This is a genomic window from Caballeronia sp. ATUFL_F1_KS39, from assembly GCF_023630985.1.
Lineage (GTDB): Bacteria > Pseudomonadota > Gammaproteobacteria > Burkholderiales > Burkholderiaceae > Caballeronia > Caballeronia zhejiangensis.
This window is the reverse complement of sequence record NZ_JALQDZ010000002.1, coordinates 58,018-76,227: the sequence shown is the minus strand read 5'-3', so window position 1 is coordinate 76,227 and position 18,210 is coordinate 58,018. Positions and strand designations below refer to the sequence as shown.

General features: G+C 64.2%; 17 protein-coding genes. 14 read left to right on the top strand and 3 right to left on the bottom strand.

What is annotated here, in order from left to right:
- Positions 1 to 5: 5 nt before the first annotated feature.
- The 12 genes from NCR93_RS02415 to NCR93_RS02360 all read left to right on the top strand — a co-directional run bounded on the left by NCR93_RS02415 (position 6) and on the right by NCR93_RS02360 (position 12,403).
- The gene (locus NCR93_RS02415) at positions 6 to 1,124 is read left to right on the top strand and encodes a PhoH family protein (protein ID WP_175979817.1); all 1,119 of its coding nucleotides are present in this window, start codon (positions 6 to 8) and stop codon (positions 1,122 to 1,124) included.
- The gene (ybeY, locus tag NCR93_RS02410) at positions 1,124 to 1,585 is read left to right on the top strand and encodes an rRNA maturation RNase YbeY (protein ID WP_008351433.1); all 462 of its coding nucleotides are present in this window, start codon (positions 1,124 to 1,126) and stop codon (positions 1,583 to 1,585) included. The genes NCR93_RS02415 and ybeY overlap by 1 nt, the downstream gene beginning before the upstream one ends.
- Before the next feature lie 35 nt (positions 1,586 to 1,620).
- Positions 1,621 to 2,310, top strand: coding sequence for a gamma-glutamylcyclotransferase (locus NCR93_RS02405; protein WP_034470668.1), 690 nt, complete (start codon positions 1,621 to 1,623; stop codon positions 2,308 to 2,310).
- A gap of 201 nt (positions 2,311 to 2,511) precedes the next feature.
- Complete coding sequence (locus tag NCR93_RS02400) at positions 2,512 to 3,417, top strand: CorC family transporter (RefSeq protein ID WP_008351437.1); 906 nt, start codon at positions 2,512 to 2,514, stop codon at positions 3,415 to 3,417.
- Positions 3,418 to 3,498: 81 nt separating this feature from the next.
- Positions 3,499 to 5,166 (top strand): apolipoprotein N-acyltransferase, encoded by a 1,668-nt coding sequence (lnt, locus tag NCR93_RS02395; protein WP_008351439.1) that lies wholly within the window; start codon positions 3,499 to 3,501, stop codon positions 5,164 to 5,166.
- Between the two features lie 172 nt (positions 5,167 to 5,338).
- Entirely contained in the window at positions 5,339 to 6,367 is a 1,029-nt protein-coding gene (gene glyQ / locus NCR93_RS02390) for a glycine--tRNA ligase subunit alpha (protein WP_075583488.1), read from the top strand.
- 17 nt (positions 6,368 to 6,384) lie between these two features.
- Positions 6,385 to 8,484 carry a glycine--tRNA ligase subunit beta gene (gene glyS, locus NCR93_RS02385; RefSeq protein WP_034470666.1) on the top strand — a complete coding sequence of 700 codons (2,100 nt, stop codon included), beginning with the start codon at positions 6,385 to 6,387 and terminating at the stop codon, positions 8,482 to 8,484.
- Positions 8,485 to 8,496: 12 nt separating this feature from the next.
- Positions 8,497 to 9,069: a D-glycero-beta-D-manno-heptose 1,7-bisphosphate 7-phosphatase gene (gene gmhB / locus NCR93_RS02380; protein WP_008351447.1), complete on the top strand. Its 573-nt coding sequence runs from the start codon at positions 8,497 to 8,499 to the stop codon at positions 9,067 to 9,069.
- 10 nt (positions 9,070 to 9,079) lie between these two features.
- A complete protein-coding gene (locus tag NCR93_RS02375; RefSeq protein ID WP_008351449.1) occupies positions 9,080 to 9,853 on the top strand; it encodes a lysophospholipid acyltransferase family protein in 774 nt (257 codons plus the stop codon).
- 82 nt (positions 9,854 to 9,935) lie between these two features.
- Positions 9,936 to 10,862, top strand: coding sequence for a M48 family metallopeptidase (locus NCR93_RS02370; protein ID WP_250433723.1), 927 nt, complete (start codon positions 9,936 to 9,938; stop codon positions 10,860 to 10,862).
- 77 nt (positions 10,863 to 10,939) lie between these two features.
- Entirely contained in the window at positions 10,940 to 11,326 is a 387-nt protein-coding gene (gene gloA / locus NCR93_RS02365; protein ID WP_008351454.1) for a lactoylglutathione lyase, read from the top strand.
- A gap of 147 nt (positions 11,327 to 11,473) precedes the next feature.
- A complete protein-coding gene (locus tag NCR93_RS02360; protein ID WP_008351457.1) occupies positions 11,474 to 12,403 on the top strand; it encodes a DMT family transporter in 930 nt (309 codons plus the stop codon).
- A gap of 7 nt (positions 12,404 to 12,410) precedes the next feature.
- Here the strand turns inward: NCR93_RS02360 and NCR93_RS02355 are convergent, their stop codons facing one another.
- Positions 12,411 to 13,424: a DedA family protein/thiosulfate sulfurtransferase GlpE gene (locus tag NCR93_RS02355; RefSeq protein ID WP_250532165.1), complete on the bottom strand. Its 1,014-nt coding sequence runs from the start codon at positions 13,422 to 13,424 to the stop codon at positions 12,411 to 12,413.
- 151 nt (positions 13,425 to 13,575) lie between these two features.
- On the opposite strand from NCR93_RS02355, the gene NCR93_RS02350 reads away from it, so the two are divergent.
- Positions 13,576 to 14,436 carry an MBL fold metallo-hydrolase gene (locus NCR93_RS02350; RefSeq protein ID WP_034470664.1) on the top strand — a complete coding sequence of 287 codons (861 nt, stop codon included), beginning with the start codon at positions 13,576 to 13,578 and terminating at the stop codon, positions 14,434 to 14,436.
- Here NCR93_RS02350 and NCR93_RS02345 read toward each other — a convergent pair.
- The gene (locus NCR93_RS02345; RefSeq protein ID WP_033536533.1) at positions 14,433 to 15,113 is read right to left on the bottom strand and encodes a FadR/GntR family transcriptional regulator; all 681 of its coding nucleotides are present in this window, start codon (positions 15,111 to 15,113) and stop codon (positions 14,433 to 14,435) included. The two genes, NCR93_RS02350 and NCR93_RS02345, sit on opposite strands and share 4 nt — an antisense overlap.
- Positions 15,114 to 15,253: 140 nt before the next feature.
- Here NCR93_RS02345 and dgoD point away from each other — a divergent pair, with 140 nt between their 5' ends.
- A complete protein-coding gene (gene dgoD, locus NCR93_RS02340; RefSeq protein WP_008351463.1) occupies positions 15,254 to 16,402 on the top strand; it encodes a galactonate dehydratase in 1,149 nt (382 codons plus the stop codon).
- A gap of 6 nt (positions 16,403 to 16,408) precedes the next feature.
- Here the strand turns inward: dgoD and pabB are convergent, their stop codons facing one another.
- The gene (gene pabB / locus NCR93_RS02335; RefSeq protein ID WP_502799842.1) at positions 16,409 to 18,187 is read right to left on the bottom strand and encodes an aminodeoxychorismate synthase component I; all 1,779 of its coding nucleotides are present in this window, start codon (positions 18,185 to 18,187) and stop codon (positions 16,409 to 16,411) included.
- Positions 18,188 to 18,210: the final 23 nt, after the last annotated feature.

Genomic DNA, 18,210 nt, shown 5'->3' with positions numbered 1-18,210 from the left:
TCACTTTGAAGAACGCTCCCACGCAGCATCTGGAATTCACCGCTCCGCGCGACGAAAACGCGCGGCTCGCCAACCTCTGCGGCCCGCTCGACGAAAACCTGCGGCAGATCGAGCAGGCGCTCGATGTGACGCTTTCGCGACGCGGCCACAAGATCGCGATTCGTGGTCGTGGCGCCAAAGTCGCGCTCGCGGCGCTCGAAAACTTCTACAACCGCGCGCGGGATCCGATTTCCGTCGACGACATTCAGCTCGCGCTCGTCGAAGCGCGTCATGCGACGCGTCGCGCGAAGGATGCGCGCGAAGCTAACGGCGAAGAAGGCGAAATCGATCCGCGTTTTCGTGGCGATCCCGATCATCCGTTCGATGAACCGAGCGCGACGATCGATCTCGGCGAAGACGAAGACCACGGTCCGAAGCTCTACACGCGACGCGCCGATCTGCGCGGACGCACGCCCGCGCAGCGCGAGTATCTGAAGCAGATCATCGCGCACGACGTGACCTTCGGCATCGGGCCGGCGGGCACGGGCAAGACGTATCTCGCGGTCGCGTGCGCGGTCGATGCGCTCGAGCGCGATCAGGTCAAGCGCATCGTGCTGACGCGCCCCGCCGTCGAAGCGGGCGAGCGGCTCGGTTTTCTGCCGGGCGATCTCGCGCAGAAGGTCGATCCGTATCTGCGTCCGCTTTACGACGCGCTTTACGATCTGCTCGGCTTCGACAAGACCGCGAAGATGTTCGAGCGCCAGATGATCGAAATCGCGCCGCTCGCGTACATGCGCGGGCGCACGCTGAATCACGCGTTCATCATCCTCGACGAGGCGCAGAACACCACGCCCGAGCAGATGAAGATGTTCCTGACGCGGATCGGCTTCGGCTCGAAGGCGGTCGTCACCGGCGATACGACGCAGGTCGACTTGCCGCGCGGCCACAAGAGCGGCCTGATCGAGGCGCAGCATGTGCTGTCGGAAGTGCGCGGCATCGCGATCACGCATTTCACGTCGGCGGACGTGGTGCGGCATCCGCTCGTCGCGCGCATCGTCGAGGCTTACGACGCGCAATCGCAGAAAGACGCCGCGCTCGCCGAGGCCGCGCGCGCTGCGCAACAGCAAGCGCAGAAGCCCGAATAATGCCGCGCCTCACGTTGACCCTGCAGTTTCCAGCGGCGAAGGCGTATCCGTCGCACAAGGCGATCCTGCCGCGCGCGACGGTCGCCCGCTGGATCAAGGCGTCGCTGTTCGCGGACGCCGAACTGACCGTGCGCTTCGTCGACGAAGAAGAAGGCCGGATGCTCAACCGCACGTATCGGCAGAAGGATTACGCGACGAACGTGCTGACTTTCGCGTATGCAGAATCGGAGGACGATCCGGTCGCGGGCGATCTGATTCTGTGCTGCCCGGTCGTCGAGCGCGAGGCGGCCGAACAGGGCAAGCCGCTCGCCGCGCATTACGCGCATCTGATCGTCCACGGCACGCTCCATGCGCAGGGCTACGACCATGAAGTCGAGAGCGAAGCGCAAGAGATGGAATCCATCGAGACGGATATCATGCAGTCTCTGGGATTTTCCGATCCTTACGTGCCTTCGACCTGAAGCCGGTCCGATGTCCCCGATGTTCCCAACGCGCCGTGAACGACAAGCTGCCCGAACCCACGCATCCCGAGTCACTTCCTGACATCGCGCCCGAGCCGTGCGCCGGCTATCCGCCCGCGCTCGGCGAATCCGCATTGTGGACGGATGCCGAACTTGCGGCATCGCGCGAGGCGGCGTTCGCGCATTGGGACGGCGAGTCGGACGTGTGGCTCTTCGGCTACGGTTCGCTGATCTGGAACCCCGGGCTGCCGACAGTCGAAGCGGTGCGCGGCAAAGTGCATGGCTATCATCGCGGGCTTTATCTGTGGTCGCGCGTGAATCGCGGCACGCCGCAGCAGCCGGGTCTCGTGCTTGCACTCGATCGCGGCGGCTCGTGCACCGGCATGGCGTTCCGGCTCGCGGGCGTCGGAGCGATCGAGCATCTCGACGTGCTGTGGCGCCGCGAAATGGCGATGGGTTCGTACCGCCCCGCGTGGCTGCCCTGTACGCTCGCGGACGGACGGCGCGTCGATGCGCTCGCGTTCGTCATGCGGCGCGATGCGGCGTCTTATACCGGCAAGCTCGCCGATCCGGTCGTGCGAACGGTGCTCGGCTGCGCGAGCGGCCGATATGGGACGACGCTGGATTACGTCAGCCGGACGGTGGAGGCGCTGCGCGAGAGCGGCATGCCGGATCGGGCGCTGGAGGCGTTGTTGAAGCGTTGCCAGGCGCAGGGCGGACGCTGACGTTGGCGCTTTTTGCCTCCATATGATTTTCGCGCCTGATATCGTCCATTCGGCCAACGCTTTCCGCTGGACATACTTCTCGCACATTTATCGGCTAGCATGGCTGAAGTCATGCGCGCCGCGCCACGCAGCCCGCTTTTTGCCTTGGTGTATGCTTAACTTTCCGCTAACCTGCGCCCGGGAACTCCCGGGCGCTCCGCTATGAACGATCCCTATCCCAGTCGACGCCACACCGACAAACCGCAAGAAAAGCGCTCGCTCCTCGAACGCCTGACCGATTTCATCTCGCACGAGCCGGAATCGCGCGACGAACTTCTCGAAGTGCTTCAGGACGCGCACGAGCGCAACCTGCTCGACGCCGACTCGCTCTCGATGATCGAAGGCGTCTTTCAGGTGTCCGACCTCTGCGCGCGCGACATCATGGTGCCGCGCGCCCAGATGGACGCCATCAACATCGCGGAAACGCCCGCGGAATTCATCCCCTTCGTGCTCGAAAAAGCACACTCGCGCTATCCGGTGTACGAAGGCAATCGCGACAACGTCATCGGCGTGCTGCTCGCGAAAGACCTGCTGCGCTACTACGCCGAAGAAGAATTCGACGTGCGCGGCATGCTGCGCCCCGCCGTCTTCATCCCCGAATCGAAGCGTCTGAACGTACTGCTGCACGACTTTCGCGTGAACCGCAATCACATCGCGATCGTCGTCGATGAATACGGCGGCGTCGCCGGCCTCATCACGATCGAGGACGTGCTCGAACAGATCGTCGGCGACATCGAGGACGAATACGACTTCGACGAGGAAGCCGGCAATATCATCGCGACGCCCGACGGCAAGTATCGCGTGCGCGCGCTCACCGGCATCGAGCAATTCAACGAGGAATTCGGCACCGATTTCTCCGACGAAGAAGTCGATACCATCGGCGGACTCGTCACGCATCGCTTCGGGCGCGTGCCGCATCGCGGCGAAAAAGTACGCATCGACGATTTCGTGTTCGAGATCCTGCGCGGCGACGCCCGCCAGATTCACGTTCTTCTCGTGCGGCGCGTGCCGAATCTCGCGCAGCAACATCACCACGCGGGCGACGACGAAGACGAACTGCGCGACTAAGCGCTTCGCGGGCGCCGCAGCCGAACGGCGCCCGCTGTCAGTCCTACACTCGCTTTTGCCGTTTCATCTCGACCGTCATCAATGGCCGATTCATCGTTTCGCTTTCTCTCCCGTCAACGCGACGTCTCCGTGACACCCGATACGCGTCGCGCATTGCCGTTCTGGCATTACCTCGTCGCGGCCGTGCTCGGCGCGATCAATACGCTCTCCTTCGCGCCGACGCCGCACGGCGGATGGATCGAGCTCGCCGTGTTCGCGTTGTTCTTCTCGTGGCTCTCGCGCACGAACGGCTGGAAAAGCGCCGCCGCGACCGGCTGGGCATTCGGCTTCGGCAACTTCGTGACGGGCGTGTGGTGGCTCTACATCAGCATGCATGTCTACGGCGGCATGGCCGCGCCGCTCGCCGCCGCCGCCGTCGCACTGTTCTCGCTGTATCTCGCGATCTATCCGGCGTTGTCGAGCGTGGTCTGGTCGTTCGTCGCGGGGCGCGCGCGCTTCGGCGATGAAGACGCCGCCACCGCACGCGACATCGAAGCATCGCCGCGCTATGCGCCGACATGGCACGGCGCGTTCGCGTTCGCGAGCGCCTGGGCGCTCGGCGAATGGCTGCGCGGCCTCGTGTTCACCGGCTTTCCCTGGCTCGCGAGCGGTTATGCGCAAGTCGACGGTCCGCTCAAGGGCTTCAGCGCGATCGTCGGCGTGTACGGCGTCGGCTGGGTGCTCGCGCTCGTCGCCGCGCTGATCGTGCAGGCCGTCTATCACTTGCGCAAGACGCGGCGGCTCGCGTTCGCGCCGGGCGTCGTCGCGGTTGCGCTGATCGTCGCGGGCATGCTGCTGTCGCTCGTCCAATGGACGACGCCCGCCAACGCACCGCTCGACGTGCGTCTCTTGCAAGGCAACGTGAAGCAGGAAATGAAGTTCGAGCAGTCGGGCGTCGATGACTCGCTCGCGCTCTACAAGCGCCTCATCACCGAGAAGCCCGCTGATCTGATCGTCACGCCGGAAACCGCGCTGCCGGTGCTGTCGGTGCAGATTCCGCAGGATTTCGCCGTCGCGATCCGCAATTTCGCCGACGACACGAACTCGTCGATTCTCTTCGGCGCGATCGGCGTCACGATTCTGCCCGATGGCCGCGCAACCGATTTCACCAACAGTCTCTTCGGCGTCACGCCGCATGTGAACGGCGTGTATCGCTACGACAAGCATCATCTCGTGCCCTTCGGCGAATTCGTGCCGCCCGGCTTTCACTGGTTCGTGCGCATGATGGGCATTCCGCTCGGCGATCTCGCGCGCGGGCCGATCGCGCAGAAGGCATTCGTCGTGCACAACCAGCCGGTCGCCGTCGATATCTGCTACGAGGACATCTTCGGCGAAGAGATCGCGCGCACGATCCGCGAGCAGGAAACGCCCGCGGGCATTCTCATCAACTCGACGAATCTCGCGTGGTTCGGCAATACCATCGCGCTCGATCAGCACTTGCAGATCGCACGAATGCGGTCGATGGAAACCGGCCGGCCGATGCTGCGCGCGACCAACACCGGCATGACGGCGGCGATCGCGGCCAACGGCGATGTCATCTCGAAGCTGCCGACGTTCGCCACGGGCGTGCTCGAAGCGCGCGTGCAAGGCACGTCGGGCAGCACGCCGTATGTGACGAGCGGGAACATGACGGTGATCGCGGTATCGCTGATTCTGCTGGCGTTCGCGTTCGCATTCGCGCCGAATCGGAAACGTTCGGGCGAGCGTTGAACATCGGCTGAAACAAAGCCGCGTCGCGCGATGCGACGCGGCCCGCCTTCTCCCAAAAAGCCGCACCCGCCCGTCCGTTCGGCTAAAATTCTCCGTTTAAGTACTTCGGCCGAGCCTCCGAGTCGCGTCGTCACGACGATGGCCGCGCCGCGTTCGCCCGCAAAAGGCAATCATGCTCACTTTCCAGCAAATCATTCTGACGCTGCAGTCCTACTGGAACGAAAAGGGCTGCGCGCTCCTCCAGCCGATCGACATGGAAGTCGGCGCAGGCACCTCGCACGTCCACACGTTCCTGCGCGCGATCGGCCCGGAGCCGTGGCGCGCGGCCTACGTTCAACCGTCGCGCCGCCCGAAGGACGGCCGCTATGGCGAGAATCCCAACCGCCTGCAGCACTACTATCAGTATCAGGTCGTGCTGAAGCCCGCGCCGGAAAACATCCTCGATTTGTACCTCGGCTCGCTCGAAGCGCTCGGCTTCGATCTGAAGCAGAACGACGTGCGCTTCGTCGAGGACGACTGGGAGAACCCGACGCTCGGCGCCTGGGGACTCGGCTGGGAAGTGTGGCTCAACGGCATGGAAGTGACGCAGTTCACGTACTTCCAGCAAGCGGGCGGCATCGACTGCAAGCCCGTGCTCGGCGAAATCACCTACGGTCTCGAACGCCTCGCCATGTACCTGCAGAAGGTCGAGAACGTGTACGACCTCATCTGGACCGAATGGGAAGAAGACGGCCCGAACGGCCGCGAACTGCGCCGCCTCACCTACGGCGACGTGTATCACCAGAACGAGGTCGAGCAGTCCACGTACAACTTCGAGCACGCGAACGTCGATCTGCTGTTCACGTTCTTCAAGAGCTACGAAGAAGAAGCGAAGAAGATGATCGATGCGAAGCTCGCGCTACCCGCGTATGAGCTCGTGCTGAAGGCCGGCCATACGTTCAATCTGCTCGATGCGCGCGGCGCCATTTCCGTGACTGAGCGCGCGGCGTATATCGGCCGCATCCGTGCGTTGTCGCGCCTCGTGGCGCAGGCTTATTACGATTCGCGCGAAGCGCTCGGCTTCCCGATGCTCGGCAATCCGGTCAAGGGCGATCGCGATCTCGTCAGCGACGAGCAGGAAGCGCAGCGTCCGGCATGGGCGCCGCCGCTCAAGGTGGAAAGCACGCCGCCGGGCGAACCCAGCAACAACGAACAGGCTTGACGAGGCTCGCTAGAACAATGACGCAATCCAACCACGCTTCGCTCCTCGTCGAGCTGCTCACCGAAGAACTGCCGCCGAAAGCGCTTGCGCGTCTCGGCACCGCTTTCGCCGATGGCATCGTCGAGCGTCTCGCCGCGCGCGATCTCATCGACGGCGCGCCTTCGTTCGAAAAGTACGCGACGCCGCGCCGCCTCGCCGTGCTCATCCGCAATGTGCGCGATGTCGCGCCGGAAAAGCAGGTGCGCGAGAAAGTCTTGCCGGTAACGGTCGCGCTCGATAAGGAAGGCAACCCCACGCCGCCGCTCGCGAAGAAACTCGCGGCGCTCGGCTTCCCCGACTTTCCCATCGCCGAACTCGAACGCGCGCAGGACGGCAAGGCCGAAGCCTTCTTCCTGCGCTACGCCGCGCCCGGCGCGACGCTCGCCGACGGCCTGCAAGCCGCGCTCGACGAAACCCTCGGCAAGCTGCCCATTCCGAAGGTCATGACGTATCAGCGTCCGGACGGCACCAGCGTGCAGTTCGTGCGTCCGGTGCAGCGCCTGATCGCGATGCACGGCCGCGACGTCGTGCCGGTCAGCGCGCTTGGCGTCGATGCGGGCGATACGACCATCGGGCATCGCTTCATGTCGGAAGGCTTCGTCGCGATCGCTCATGCCGACGACTACGCCGACACCCTGCTCGACAAAGGCCGCGTCGTCGCGAACTTCGACGATCGCCGCGAATCGATCCGCACGCAACTGCAGGCGTTTGCGGGCGAAGATCGCGTCGTGATGCCCGAAGCGCTGCTCGACGAAGTGAACGCGCTCGTCGAATGGCCGGTCGTCTACGAATGCCGCTTCGACGAGGAATTCCTGCAGGTGCCGCAGGAATGTCTGATCCTCACGATGCAGACGAACCAGAAATACTTCGCGCTCACGGACCAGAACGGCAAGCTGCGCTCGCGTTTTCTGATCGTGTCGAATATCGATACGAAGACGCCCGGCGAGATCGTCGAAGGCAACGAGCGCGTCGTGCGCCCGCGCCTCGCCGACGCAAAGTTCTTCTTTACGCAGGACAAGAAGAAGCGCCTCGAAGATCGCGTGCCGCTGCTCGCGAACGTCGTCTATCACAACAAGCTCGGCTCGACGCTGCAGCGCGTCGAGCGTCTCGAAGCGCTCGCGGGCGAAATCGCGCCGATGGTCGGGGTCGATCCCGCGCTGACGCGCCGCGCCGCGCGTCTCGCGAAGGCGGATCTGCTGACCGACATGGTCGGCGAATTCCCCGAGCTGCAAGGCACGATGGGCACGTACTACGCGCGTCACGACGGCGAGCCGGAAGAAGTCGCGCTCGCCTGCTCGGAGCATTATCAGCCGCGCTTCTCGGGCGACGAAACGCCGTCGACGGGCGTCGGTGCCGCGGTCGCGCTCGCGGACAAGCTCGAAACGATCGTCGGCATCTGGGGCATCGGGCTCGCGCCGACGGGCGAGAAAGATCCGTTCGCGCTGCGCCGTCACGCGCTGGGCGTGTTGCGCATCCTGCTCGAAAAGAAGCTGCCGGTCGATCTGCGTGATCTCGTCGGCGCGGCGCAACGTCAGTTCGCGGGCATGCCGCAAGTCGCCGATTCGACCGAAGCGGTCTACGCCTTCTTCCTCGATCGTCTGCGCGGACTGTTGCGCGAGCGCGGCTTCGAAGCGAACGATATCGAAGCGGTCCTGAGCCTGAACCCGACGCGCCTCGACGACATCGTCGCGCGCCTCGACGCCGTGCGCGAATTCGCGGCGCTGCCGGAAGCCGCGGCGCTCGCGGCGGCCAACAAGCGCATCTCGAACATTCTGAAGAAGTCGGAGCAAGGCGCGCCTTCGGTGGTCGACAAGGAACTGCTCGTCGAAGCGGCCGAGAAGGATCTGTACGCGCAGATCGAGCAAGTGACGCCGCGCGTGCAAAGCCAGCTCGCCGCGCGCAACTATACGGAGGCGCTCACCGCGCTCGCCGCGTTGCGCGAATCCGTCGATACGTTCTTCAACGACGTGATGGTGAACGCGGAAGACCCGGCGCTGCGCAACAATCGTCTTGCGCTGCTCAACGCGCTGCATCAGCAGATGAACTGCGTCGCCGACATCTCGAAGCTCGCTGCTTAAGAAACGCCGCCCATGGTCATGAACCGCAAACTGGTCATCCTCGATCGCGACGGCGTCATCAACGTCGATTCGGATGCCTTCATCAAGTCGCCGGACGAATGGGTCGCCATTCCCGGCAGTCTCGAAGCGATCGCGCGGCTGAACCAGTCGGGCTATCGCGTGGCGATCGCGTCGAATCAGTCGGGCATCGGGCGCGGTCTATTCGACATGGCCGCACTCAACGCAATGCATCAGAAGATGAATCGCGCGGTCGCGGCCGTCGGCGGGCGCATCGACGCGGTGTTTTTCTGCCCGCACACGGCCGAAGATCAGTGCGATTGCAGAAAGCCCCGGCCCGGCATGCTGCAACAGATCATCGACCGCTTCGAGATCGATCCGGAAGATACGCCGGTCGTCGGCGATTCTTTGCGCGATCTCCAGGCGGGCGCGGCGCTCGGCTTTCCCACGCATCTCGTGCTGACCGGCAAAGGCGAAAAGACGCTCAAGGAAGGCCAGTTGCCCGAAGGCACCCTCGTTCACAAGGACTTGCGCGCATTCGCGCTCGATTTCCTCGCGCGGCATCAGGATCGCGCCGCGGCTCAGTAACAGACATTCCATGCGCTTCATCCGTTCGTTGCTGTTGATGCTTTACTTCGTCGTGTACACGGTGCCGTACGCGATCGCCTGCTTCATCGCGTTTCCGTTCATGCGCGCAGACAAGCGTTACTGGATGGCCGCCGGCTGGTGCAAGTCGACGATCGTCGTGCTGCGGCATCTGATCGGCATTCGCTACACGATCGAAGGCATGGAGAACCTGCCGAATGGTCCGGCCGTGCTGCTGTCGAAGCATCAGTCCGCATGGGAGACGCTCGCGTTTCCCGCGCTGATGCCGCGGCCGCTCTGCTACGTGTTCAAGCGCGAGCTGCTCTATGTGCCGTTCTTCGGCTGGGCGCTCGGACTCCTGAAGATGGTGCACATCGATCGCAAGCAGGGCCGCGACGCCTTCGTCTCCGTCACCAGGCAAGGCCGCGCGCGCATGGACGAAGGCGCGTGGATCATCATGTTCCCCGAAGGCACGCGCACACGCGTCGGCAGCCAGGGCAAGTACAAGACCGGCGGCGCACGCTTCGCGGTTGCAACCGGCGCGCCGGTCGTGCCGATCGCGCACAACGCCGGTCACGTGTGGCCACGCAATTCGTTCATCAAATATCCGGGTATAGTCACGGTGTCGGTCGGCAAGCCGATCGATACGGCCGGTCTCACGCCCGAGGAAGTGAACGCGCGCGTCGAAAGCTGGATCGAGACGGAAATGCGCCGCATCGATCCGCACGCTTACGCCGTGCCGAACGCGCAGCCGGCCAAAGCCGGCGCTGCGGGCGCGGGCCGCTGACGCGGCGGCGTTCGATTCGAGCCGAGGCGTGCCCTACTCTTTCTTCTCGTCATTCCTGCGCCGTGAGCGCAAAGCGGAGCCGATGCAGAAAGCCCCTTCGCGACAGCGCCCCGCCGTCGCGCTCGATACCCTGCAACTCGATCTGCCGTTCGAGCATGCGCCGGCTTACTCCGGCGCGCCGCCCGCGAACGGACCGGCTCCGCTGCGCGGCGATGTTCCCCCCGCCGATCCCGTTCCCGTCCTCACGCCCGCTGCACCGAACGCGCCCACCGCACCGCTGCCCGATGGCGTGCGCCTGCGTCGCATCGTGCTCAAAGCGGGCGCGCTCGAATACCGGTTGCGTCGTTCGTCGCGGCGCACGATCGGCTTTTGCATCGACGGAACCGGGCTCGCGATCACCGCGCCGCGCTGGGTGACGATCGCCGATATCGAAAGCGCGATTCTCGACAAGCAGAACTGGATCGTCAGGAAGCTCACCGAATGGCAGACGCGCGTGGAGCAGCGCGCGCTGCCGCGCATCGAATGGAAGGACGGCGCGCAGTTTCCGTTTCTCGGCAAGACGATCAGCGTGTCGCTCAACTCTGCGAGCGCGCTTTCGTTCGATGACGAAACCGGCGTGCTCACGCTTCCGCTGCCAGCATCCGCCGACGCGCAGCAGATCAAGGATCGCGTGCAAGGCTGGCTGCAAAGCGAAGCGAAGCGCATCTTCGGTGCGCGGCTCGCGGTCTATGCGGCGAAGCTCGGCGTCGAGTACCGCGCGTATGCGCTGTCGTCGGCGGCGACGCGCTGGGGCAGTTGCTCCAGCGACGGCAAGATTCGCCTCAACTGGCGGCTCATCCATTTTCCGATGTCGATCATCGATTACGTCGTCGCGCACGAGCTGGCGCATCTGCGCGAGATGAATCACAGCCCGCGTTTCTGGCAGACGGTGGAATCGATCTTCCCCGAGTTCCGCGAGGCGCGGCATACGCTCAAGCATCATCCGCCGGACTTGCTGCCGGCACTGTGAGCGCGGTCAGCGCGTAAAAAGCGCCGACGGTACAATTTCATTCCTGTCCCCGCAAACCTACAAACAGGAATCCCACCATGCGACTCCTCCACACGATGCTGCGCGTCGGCGACCTGCAGCGTTCCATCGATTTCTACACGCGCATTCTCGGCATGCATGTGCTGCGTCAAAGCGAAAACACCGAGTACAAGTACACGCTCGCGTTCGTCGGCTACGGCCCGGAAAGCGAGAACAGCGTGCTCGAACTGACCTACAACTGGGGCACCGACAAGTACGATCTCGGCACGGCTTACGGCCATATCGCGCTCGAAGTCGATAACGCCGCCGATGCGTGCGAGCGCATCCGTCAGGCGGGCGGCAAGGTGACGCGCGAAGCCGGTCCGGTGAAGGGCGGCACGACGGTGATCGCGTTCGTCGAAGATCCGGACGGCTACAAGGTCGAACTGATCGAAAAGCATTCCTGAACCGCGCTCAATCCACGCTTTCAAAGCGCGCGCCGCACGCTCGTCGCGGCGCGCAATCTCCACGGGCTCGTCCCGACCTTTCGTTCATCGCAGCGGTTCGCTGGCACAATCGACGCTCCAGATCAGTGCACGCTTAACCGACAGCCGATGAGCTCGCCATCCCTCTCCCTGCGCCGCGCCCCCGACGCCACCGCCGTCATCGTGATGATCGCCCTCTGCGGCGCGTGGGGATTCCAGCAAGTCGCGATCAAGGAAGCCAACGCCTCGATTCCGCCGATGCTGCAGGCCGGCATCCGCTCGCTGATCGCGACATTGCTCGTATGGGTCTGGACGCGCACGCGCGGCGTGCCGCTCTTTCAGCGCGACGACACGCTGCCCGCCGGACTGCTCGCGGGCGTGCTGTTCGGCGGCGAATTCGTCTGCATCTTCTTCGGCCTGAGTCTCACGACGGCCACACGCATGGCCGTGTTTCTCTACACCGCGCCCTGTTTCACCGCGCTCGGGCTGCACTGGTTCGTCGCGGGCGAGCGGCTTTCGCGCACGCAGTGGAGCGGCATCGTGCTCGCGTTCTGCGGCATCGCGCTCGCGTTCGCGGACGGCTTTCTGCACGGCAATCCGAATAGCGCATCGACGTTGCAAGGCATCGCTGGCGATGCGCTCGGCATCATGGCCGGCATCTTCTGGGCCGCGACGACGGTCGTCGTGCGCGCGTCCGCGCTCTCCCATGCGAGCGCGAGCAAGACGCTGTTCTATCAGCTGGCGGTATCGGCGGTTCTGCTGCTCGTGCTCGCGGCGGGCATCGGGCAGACGCACGTCGAAGCCGTGTCGCCGATAGCGATCGCGAGTCTCGCGTATCAGGCGATCGTCGTCGCGTTCATCAGCTATCTGACGTGGTTCTGGCTGCTCACGCGCTACATGGCGTCGCGGCTTTCCGTGTTCTCGTTTCTCACGCCGATCTTCGGCGTCACCTTCGGCGTGCTCTTGCTCGGCGAGCATTTCACCGCGCGCTTCATGGTCGCCGCCGCGATGGTCCTCGCGGGCATCGCGCTCGTGAACCGGCCGGCGCGCCGCAGCTAGGGTCGGCTCATTCCGGCGCGGTCGCGCGGATCGTCACCATGTCGTGATCGATGTCGTCGTGATCGGCGGGCGCGCGCAAGTGCTCGGGCGGAATCGGCTCGATCGGATAGCCGTGCTTTTCCCACGCATCGAGCCCGCCCTTCAGCGGCCGCACGTGTCTGAAGCCCTTCGCCCGCAATTGACGCGCGATGGTCTTCGCCGTCGCCTCGTTCGGACACACGCAATACACGACGACCTCGTGCTCCGCATACAACTGATCGACGCGATCCGGCGAATCGAGATCGAGCGCGATCGCGCCCGCGATGCGATACGGCTCGCGACGGCGAATGTCCGCCGGACGCGCGTCGTAGATCACGGGTGGCGTGTCGGAGTGCATCATCGCGTCGAGCTGATCGGGCGTGATGTGATACTTCGCGAGCCACTGACGAAACTGCTCGCGCCGGATCCATCGATACAGCACGAAGCCGAGCGCGATGATCACGAGCACGTCGATCAGCGTCGTGCCGTTCGCGCGCACCAGTTCGATGAGCCGGCCGATCTGCGCCTCGAACGCCGCGCCGCCGAGCATCCAGAAGCTCGCCCACGCCGTCGCGCCGATCAGATCCCACAACACGAAGACGCGCACTTCGATCTGCGTGGTGCCGAGCAGCGGCGCCGACACGAGCCCGAGCCCCGGCACGAACTTCGACAGCGCGAGCAGCGGCACGCCGAAGCGCTCGAACCATCGGCGCGCGGTGCGCAGCGTGGTATCGATCGACAGTGAGAAGCGCACGAGCGAATTGAGAAAGGTTCGGCCGTAGAGACGGCCCGCGGTGAACCACAAGGAATCGGCGATGAGCACCGCGAGCACTGCGGCCACCAGCATTTGCCAGAACGGCACGTTGCCGGCGGCGACGAGCGTGCCGGCGAGAATGAGCATCGGCGCGGCGGGGACCGGCACGCCGAGCTGCGTCGCGAGGACGCTGACGAACACGGCCCACGCGCCCCAGGACGACGCGAGCGCGGTCGGGACGTGCGGCATTCAAACCTCTCGATGGAGCTTTCGCGAAGACGACGGCCGGCGCATCGATGCCCGGCGCAAAGGGTTACACTGTATCGCGATCCTGACAAACACGCCCAATCCATCCGGGCCGCAAAAGCACAGGATCGCGTGACGCACCGGGGGAATCAGCGTGCAAGCGATCATTCAGCCCTTCTTCGACATCAACACCGGCACGATGACGTACGTCGTCTACGAAGCGCCCGGCTCCGCCGCGGCTATCGTCGATCCGGTGCTCGACTACGATCCCAAAGCCGCGCGCACATCGACGAAATCCGCCGATGCGGTCGTCGCGTTCGTGCGGGACCAGCGGCTTTCCGTCGAATGGATTCTGGAGACGCACGCGCACGCCGATCATCTCTCGGCGGCGCCGTATCTGAAACGCACGCTCGGCGGGAAGATCGGAATTGGCGAGTCGATACGCACGGTGCAGGGCGTGTTCAAGAAGATCTTCGATCTCGAACCCGAGTTCCAGCTCGATGGCTCGCAGTTCGATCATCTGTTCGCCGACGGCGAGCGGTTCATGATCGGCGCGCTCGAAGCAACCGCGCTCTTCGTGCCGGGACATACGCCCGCCGACATGGCGTATCGCGTCGGCGATGCGGTGTTCGTCGGCGACACGCTCTTCATGCCGGATCTGGGCACCGCGCGCTGCGATTTCCCGGGCGGCGACGCCCGCGCGATGTATCGATCGATTCAGCGCCTGCTCGCGCTCGATCCCGACACGCGGCTTTTCGTGTGTCACGACTATCCGCCGGAGACGCGCGCTCCGCAATGGCAAGCCACGGTGCGCGAGCAGCGTGAGAAGAACATCCACGTCGGCGGCGGCAAGACCGAGGACGAGTTCGTCGCGATGCGCGAGGCGCGCGACGCGACGCTCGGCATGCCGACGCTCATCTTGCCCGCCATTCAGGTCAATATCCGCGCGGGCCACTTTCCCGACGCGGCGAGCAACGGCACGACCTATCTGAAGATTCCGCTGAACGCGTTCTAGCCCTCAATCCGGCCGCGTGTCACACCAAGCAGACCGGCCATCGCGCGGCGCGCGCCGTTCGAATCGCGCGCGATGATCGCTTCGAAAACCGCCGTATGTTCCGCGAGCGACGCGTTGTAGACGTCGGCGCGCTTCGCGTTCAGGCGCAACTGGCCTTCGAGCGTGCGCTCGATCAGCGCGCCGAGCGGAATCAGCAATTCGTTGCTGCACGCGGCGAGCACGCCCAGATGGAAGTCGAGATCGGCGCGCACCCATTCATCGACGTTCTGCGCGTCCGCCATCGCCTGATGCGCGCGCGTGAGTCGTTCGCGCGTGCGTTCTTCGTGGTTGTCGGCGGCGAGCGCGGCGGCGTACGGCTCGATCATCTCGCGCATTTCCTGAAGCTTGAGTGCGAATTGCAGCGGCGGCGCGACGCGCGAGTACCAGTCGAGCATGTCGGCATCGAGCAGATTCCACGCGTCTTGCGCGCGCACGCGCGTACCGACTTTCGGCCGCGACTCGATCAATCCTTTCGATGTCAGCGTGCGCAACGACTCGCGCAACACCGTGCGGCTCACGCCGAAGCGCTCCATCAGTTCCGCTTCGCGCGGCAATGGCGAACCCGGCGCAAAGTCGCCGCGCAGGATCGCCATGCCCAGTTCATGCGTCACACGGCCATGCAGATCGCGGTAAATGATGGTCTCCCTTCATATTTTGAGCACGATTATCGGGCATTCGACTGATGTTTCGTAAGTCCCAATCTTTACGCGAATAATACTATTAATATGCCCAGACATCGCCTTTTTGCTACCATGTAAAACCCTTCAGGAGACGCTCAATGAAAATCACGAAACTCGAGACCTTCATCGTTCCGCCGCGCTGGTGCTTCCTCAAGATCGAAACCGACGAGGGCATCACGGGCTGGGGCGAGCCGGTTGTGGAAGGCCGCGCGCATACGGTCGCCGCAGCCGTCGATGAACTCGCCGACTATCTCGTCGGCAAGGACCCGCGCCATATCGAAGACTTGTGGCAGGTCATGTACCGCGCGGGCTTCTATCGCGGCGGGCCGATCGGCATGAGCGCGATCGCGGGCGTCGATCAGGCATTGTGGGACATTCTCGGCAAGCATCACGGCGTGCCGGTGCACGCGCTGCTCGGCGGCCAGGTGCGCGACAAGATCAAGGTGTATTCGTGGATCGGCGGGGACCGTCCGAGCGACGTCGCGAACAACGCGCGGGCGGTGGTCGAGCGCGGCTTCAAGGCCGTGAAGATGAACGGCTCGGAAGAGCTGCAGATCATCGATACCTTCGACAAGGTTCAGGGCGTGATCGACAACGTGCAAGCGGTGCGCGAAGCGGTCGGGCCGAACGTGGGCATCGGCGTCGACTTTCACGGACGCGTGCACAAGCCGATGGCGAAAGTGCTCGCGAAGGAGCTCGATCCGTTCAAGCTGATGTTCATCGAAGAGCCGGTGCTTTCGGAAAACGTCGAGGCGCTGCGCGATATCGTCAACCAGACAAGCACGCCGATCGCGCTCGGCGAGCGGCTCTACTCGCGCTGGGATTTCAAGCACATTCTGGCGGGCGGTTACGTCGACATCATTCAGCCGGACGCGTCGCACGCGGGCGGTCTCACCGAATGCCGCAAGATCGCGACGATGGCCGAAGCCTACGATGTCGCGCTCGCGCTGCACTGCCCGCTCGGTCCGATCGCGCTCGCAACCTGTCTGCAGATCGATGCGGTCAGCTATAACGCGTTCATCCAGGAACAGAGCCTCGGCATTCACTACAACAAGGGCAATGACCTGCTCGATTACATCAGGAATCCGGAAGTCTTCAAGTACGAAGACGGGATGGTGTCGATTCCGCAAGGGCCGGGCTTGGGAATCGAGGTGAACGAGGAGAAAGTGCGCGAAATGGCGAAGGTCGGCCATCGCTGGCGCAATCCGGTGTGGCGTCACGCGGATGGCAGCGTCGCCGAGTGGTGATTCTGGCTAACGTTTGAGGCGCGCTTCGACGGCGCCGCGCAGGGCGTTGCTGATCAGCAGGCTCTGCGCGTTGTCGAGTTCGTTCGGCGTAAGCGCGCGTTCGCGCGCGCCGAGTTCTTCCATCAACACCGCGCGCATCACGCCCGGCAGCACGCCGGCATCGATGGGCGGCGTGAACCACTCGCCGTCGAGCTTCACGAACACGCTCGAGCGGCCGCCCTCGGTCAACTCGCCGCGCTCGTTGACGAACAACATGTCGAACGCGCCTTCGGCTTCGGCGGCTTTCCACGCACGATCGTAATCCGCGCGACGCGTCGTCTTGTGTCTGAGCAGCGGATCGGCCGAGCTTTGCGGCGCGAATCCGCGCTCCGAAGCGAGCAGCACGTTCACCGTATCCGATGGCAACGGCGCAAGCGGCGCGCTCGTCATCGTGATGCGCCCGCTCTTGGCCAGCGCGATACGCATTCGATACGGTTTCTGGCCTTCGAAGTCCGCGATATGTTGCGCGGTCTGCTCATGCAACGAAGCTTCGTCGAACGTGAAACCGAGATACGCCGCGCTCGCCTTCAACCGCGCGACGTGGCGCGCGTAATGGCGCACGCCTTCATCGCGTGTCGCGTATGTCGTCTCGAAGAGTTCGAAGCCGAAATCCGCGCCCGTCAGAAAACGCGCTTTTAACAGACACTCCTCGTATTCGTCGGCGGCGACACTATCGAGCACGATGCCCGCGCCGATGCCGAGCACGCCGTGCCGCGCGGCCGCATCGATGACGAGCGTACGAATCGCCACCGACATGCAGAAGTCGCCGCTCGCATCGAGCCAGCCGATCGCGCCGGTGTAAAGCCCGCGCGGCGTGCTCTCGAATTCGTCGATCAGTTGCATCGTCCGATACTTCGGCGCGCCGGTAATCGAGCCGCACGGAAAGAGCGCGCGCACGATGTCCGCGAACGACGTGCCCGGAATGACGCGCGCTTCGATCGTCGACGTCATCTGCCACACCGATGCGTACGGCTCGACCGAGAACAGCGCGGGTACGTTGACCGAACCCGTGACCGCCACGCGCGACATGTCGTTGCGCAACAAGTCGACGATCATCACGTTCTCGGCGCGATTCTTCGGGTCGAGGCGCAGCGATTCGGGATCGGCATCCCGCGGCGCGGTGCCTTTCATCGGCCGCGCGCGCAACAGATCGCCATGTTTCTCGACGAACAATTCCGGCGAGCACGACACGACCGACCTGCCGTCCGGCAACGCGATGAACGCGCCGAAATGCACGGCTTGCCGCTCGCGCAATCGCCGATACAGCGCGAGCGGCGTGCCGAATACATCGAAATTCAGCCGATACGTGTAGTTGATCTGATACGACTCGCCTTCCTTCAACGCCTCCTGAACCGTGGCGATGGCCTCGTCGAACTCGTCGCGGGTGACGCTCGGCGCAATGCCCGCGACGCCTGCAACCTCGTCATCGGCGAGCCAGGCGCTCACTTCCTTACGCGACAGAAACACGCACGAGCGAAACATCAGCACGCGAAGCGCCTGATCTTCACCACGCCCGATTTCACCGAACTGGAGATTGCGTCCGAACTCGTAATCCGCGACGACAAGCGCATGCAGGCCGCTCTGCAGATCGCGCTCGATTTCGGCGCAAACGGCATCGAGATCGCGCGCGTTCACGCACACGCGTTCGCGCACGAAGTCCGTGTACAAACGACTCGACCGCCTTTCGGCGGTCGCATCGCAATCGTCGAGCAGCGCGAACACCGCGCTGCGCTCTTCGGTTTTCATCGTCATACCTGCCCGACGTACGA

Bases quoted from the DNA above. Each gene is read 5' to 3' on its own strand.
- ybeY (WP_008351433.1), top strand. From the start codon at position 1,124: ATGCCGCGCCTCACGTTGACCCTGCAGTTTCCAGCGGCGAAGGCGTAT.
- NCR93_RS02400 (WP_008351437.1), top strand. From the start codon at position 2,512: ATGAACGATCCCTATCCCAGTCGACGCCACACCGACAAACCGCAAGAA.
- lnt (WP_008351439.1), top strand. From the start codon at position 3,499: ATGGCCGATTCATCGTTTCGCTTTCTCTCCCGTCAACGCGACGTCTCC.
- glyQ (WP_075583488.1), top strand. From the start codon at position 5,339: ATGCTCACTTTCCAGCAAATCATTCTGACGCTGCAGTCCTACTGGAAC.
- glyS (WP_034470666.1), top strand. From the start codon at position 6,385: ATGACGCAATCCAACCACGCTTCGCTCCTCGTCGAGCTGCTCACCGAA.
- gmhB (WP_008351447.1), top strand. From the start codon at position 8,497: ATGGTCATGAACCGCAAACTGGTCATCCTCGATCGCGACGGCGTCATC.
- NCR93_RS02375 (WP_008351449.1), top strand. From the start codon at position 9,080: ATGCGCTTCATCCGTTCGTTGCTGTTGATGCTTTACTTCGTCGTGTAC.
- NCR93_RS02370 (WP_250433723.1), top strand. From the start codon at position 9,936: ATGCAGAAAGCCCCTTCGCGACAGCGCCCCGCCGTCGCGCTCGATACC.
- gloA (WP_008351454.1), top strand. From the start codon at position 10,940: ATGCGACTCCTCCACACGATGCTGCGCGTCGGCGACCTGCAGCGTTCC.
- NCR93_RS02360 (WP_008351457.1), top strand. From the start codon at position 11,474: ATGAGCTCGCCATCCCTCTCCCTGCGCCGCGCCCCCGACGCCACCGCC.
- NCR93_RS02355 (WP_250532165.1), bottom strand. From the start codon at position 13,424: ATGCCGCACGTCCCGACCGCGCTCGCGTCGTCCTGGGGCGCGTGGGCC.
- dgoD (WP_008351463.1), top strand. From the start codon at position 15,254: ATGAAAATCACGAAACTCGAGACCTTCATCGTTCCGCCGCGCTGGTGC.
- pabB (WP_502799842.1), bottom strand. From the start codon at position 18,187: ATGAAAACCGAAGAGCGCAGCGCGGTGTTCGCGCTGCTCGACGATTGC.